This window comes from Methanobrevibacter sp. (assembly GCF_045636185.1).
Taxonomy (GTDB): Archaea; Methanobacteriota; Methanobacteria; order Methanobacteriales; family Methanobacteriaceae; genus Methanocatella.
Genome location: NZ_JAZTXC010000098.1, coordinates 1 through 3,104, shown reverse-complemented (window position 1 = coordinate 3,104; position 3,104 = coordinate 1). Strand labels below are relative to the sequence as shown.

Annotated in this window: 1 protein-coding gene; it reads left to right on the top strand. The window is 33.3% G+C overall.

The genetic code is table 11. The annotated features are described in order from the left end of the window. The first annotated feature begins 26 nt into the window (after window positions 1-26). Window positions 27-2,852: a hypothetical protein gene (locus ACKI3Q_RS05745; RefSeq protein WP_407415150.1), complete on the top strand. Its 2,826-nt coding sequence runs from the start codon at window positions 27-29 to the stop codon at window positions 2,850-2,852. Window positions 2,853-3,104 lie beyond the last annotated feature (252 nt).

Sequence of the window (3,104 nt, the reverse complement as noted above, 5' to 3'; positions counted from 1 at the left end):
GGATAATATACCTAATGGTGTTTAATATGAAATATAAAAAAATAATGCTTGTAAGTATTTTCTTACTGGCAATTTTAGCAATTGGTGCTGTTAGTGCATCTGAAGATATTGCATCTGAAGATATTGCATCTGACGATAATCTGACAGCTGGTGATGGCATTAGTTTAATCGCCGATGACGACCCTGATGATTCTGGGGATGACGATTGGGGATATGAAATTGAAAATGTCGAATTTTGCAGTGCAAATGCAATTGAAAATGATGTAATAGTCAAAATTCCCAAAGCAGGAATTGATGGTGTAGATGATAACTTTTATGCGATCTTGGATTTGGAAGATGAACCGTTTGAAAAAGAATTGAATATCACTCAAATTGATAACGATGATGAATTCTACCTCATTAGAACGGGTGATTTAATAGATGATGCTCCTGATGTTGATGATACTGGGGGCACATTTACTGCTCAATTTTTCAAGGATGGAGAAAACTACTGCTTTGCAGAAGGTGATGTAAATCTATATGTCAGTCCTTATTTCTCACAGTATTCTACAATTCTTTACAATAATCCTGTAGTCATATTGAGGGGACTGCCTGAAGGTGCTGATGAATTGGCAGTAACAGTTTTAAGAAATAATTCACAAATTTCTAAAAAGACATTCAATGTATCTGATTTAGATGATGTTAGCAAAGATTGGGAGGATTATGAAGGAGAACCGGTTTATGAATTCACTGACAGTCAAATAGGAATTACTGAAGCAGGCGAATACAACATTACACTGGACTTCATAAAAGATTCCACATTATTAAAAACTTACTCAGGGATTGTTAATGTAGCTCTTGTAAATGTTATTGTTGCTGAACCGGAAGAAGAGGAGGATGAGGAAGGTAAATGGATTCCTGGTGCATTCCACTATGTTACAGAGGACATTTTTGTCATAGAAGTCCCTGAAAATCTTTCAGGTTATTATGTAAACATATTTAAGGATGGCAATCAATTAAAAGATAACATTAGTATAACAGACCTAATATATAATGATGGTTGGGGCTGGCAAGCACAGGCCCGCTCAGTTAAATTAAACGATTTGGATATTACGGAATCTGGCAATTACAGTATTAGATTAGAGCTGTATGCAGATAATGGTGAATTGGTTGACAATGTAACCAATGATATTCCGGTCAAATTAGTGGATGATGGTGTTAATTTTAGAGATATCGGATATACCGAAGACATCAGGGATGTTATAGAATTATCAATATCCCATCAAATTTCATCTGACGATTACTATCGGATTTACCTAAATGGAGAATTTGCGGGAAATATTACTCCATTTTCTTTCTTTATGTTTTCAATGGAGGATAAGTTCTATGATTATTATGATGACCTTTCTGAAAATGCCAGATTCTTAAAAGTTGGACATTATGATGCAAACATCACTTTTGTCCATAATGGGACTGAAAATGATTTCGCAACAGGTGAATTCAATGTTTTTGGATTAAACTTAACCTCCGATAAGGACACCTATCTTGCAGGTGAAGACATTCTAATTTCATTTGGGGCTGATGAACCAAAATACGGCAAATTAAGACCATATCATATTTTAGGTTGGGGACTTATGGGTCCTGAAGATAATCAAATCTTCAATACACTTTCAAATGAGGAATTGATGGATGTGTGGAAAGATGGAGTATTCACAATTAATGTGGGTGAATATTCTGATTACAAAATGGGCAGCAATTATGTTTTAATCCAATATGAAATAATGCAATCAGAAGATGATGGAGATGGTTTCAGTGTTTTCGGTTTAATTAACTTCAATATAGTTAACGAAACTTCCGTCACTGTCGAAGCTCCAGATGTGATTAAATACTACAAAGGGCCTGAAAAATTTGTTGTAACTGTAAAAGATTATGTAGGCAATCCAATAGATAATGCTACGGTTAAAATTAATATTAATGGAGTTAATTATACTAGAACAACAGGCACTGATGGTCAGGCATCTTTGGCTTTAGGAATTCCTGCAGGAAATTATACTGCAACAGTCTTTTATGATGATATTAAAAAGGAGTCCAATGTTGTCATTAAATCAACTGTTAGTGGAAATAATATTACTAAAATCTTTAAGAACGAAACACAGTATTATGCTACTTTTGTAGATACAAACGGTAATCTTTTGACAAATGCTACTGTTGAATTCAATATAAATGGAGTATTCTACAAAAGAACAACTAATGCAAGTGGTGTTGCAAAGATGAACATTAACTTGAATCCTGGTGAGTACATTATCACTGCAATTAATCCTAATTCAACTGAAATGTATTCAAATGTTGTTACTGTATTGCCGAATATTGTCGACAATGAAAACTTGACAAAATATTATAAAAATGATTCACAATATGTCATTAAGCTTTTAGATGATAAAGGAAACCCTGTCGGTGCCAATGAAACTGTTGAATTTAACATTAATGGGGTATTATACAAAAGAACAAGCAATGCAACTGGCCACGTCAAATTGAACATTAACTTGGATCCTGGTGAATATATTATCACGGCAGATTATAAGGGCTATAAAACTGCCAATACCATTACGGTCAAGCCGATTCTTGAAACTGAGGATTTAACCATGAAGTATCGTGATGGATCCAAGTTTGAAGCAAGGTTGTTGGATGCTCAGGGAAATCCTTTTGCAGACCAAAATATTACATTTAACATCAATGGTGTTTTCTATAATAAGATAACTAATGCTAGTGGAATAGCTAGCTTAAACATTAACTTGATGGCTGGTGAATATATTATCACTTCAATGTATTCTAATGGTGCTGCTGTTTCAAACAAAATAACCATTTCCAGTTGAGATTAATCATCTCAACATTTTCTTCTTTTTTTTAGACTATTTCTGAAAATATCTGATTAAAATTTAGTTTACATATAACTTTAATGGTGACGATATTTTTTCTATTTCTTAGGGTGTCCGCCAAAATTAAATTTTGGCTGACTTTTTGATTTTTTTAAAATATTGTTACATTGAGTTTTAATTGGTTTTTTATGGATGTACTTTCGCAGAAATCTTCTAAATCTTCCATTGTATTTTCTGTTTCTTGTTTTA